General features: G+C 52.5%; 1 pseudogene. It reads right to left on the bottom strand.

Annotated elements, in window-relative coordinates:
• Window positions 1-314: pseudogene (locus AB9F29_RS21855) on the bottom strand (DeoR family transcriptional regulator); the annotation flags it as partial.

The following is a 314-nucleotide window of genomic DNA, read 5'->3' as shown; positions in this document are numbered from 1 at the left end:
GTGCCTGATCGACAACCAATGTTTGAATTTCACTCGGATGAAAGCTGCGGTGCGGCGCAGTCTTGTCGAACTTATGATGCGTCATCGCCGCGACCGTAATGTCTGCACAGTCAATCACTACCGACGCCAAATCTGCCTCAGCGGGATCCAAATACAGAAAGCCTATTGTGGAGCTTAGGGCATCCGCACTCAAAAACGCGCGGTCAAAACTATAGCGCCGCGCCTGCGTTTCGGTGACATAGCCAAAGGCACCAAGCTCGTTCGATTGCATCTCTCCACCCAGTAAAAATACGCGATTGTCGTTATGCCCCACC

This window comes from Falsihalocynthiibacter sp. S25ZX9 (assembly GCF_041205405.1).
GTDB lineage: Bacteria > Pseudomonadota > Alphaproteobacteria > Rhodobacterales > Rhodobacteraceae > Falsihalocynthiibacter > Falsihalocynthiibacter arcticus.
This window is presented reverse-complemented; position numbering and strand designations above follow the sequence as displayed.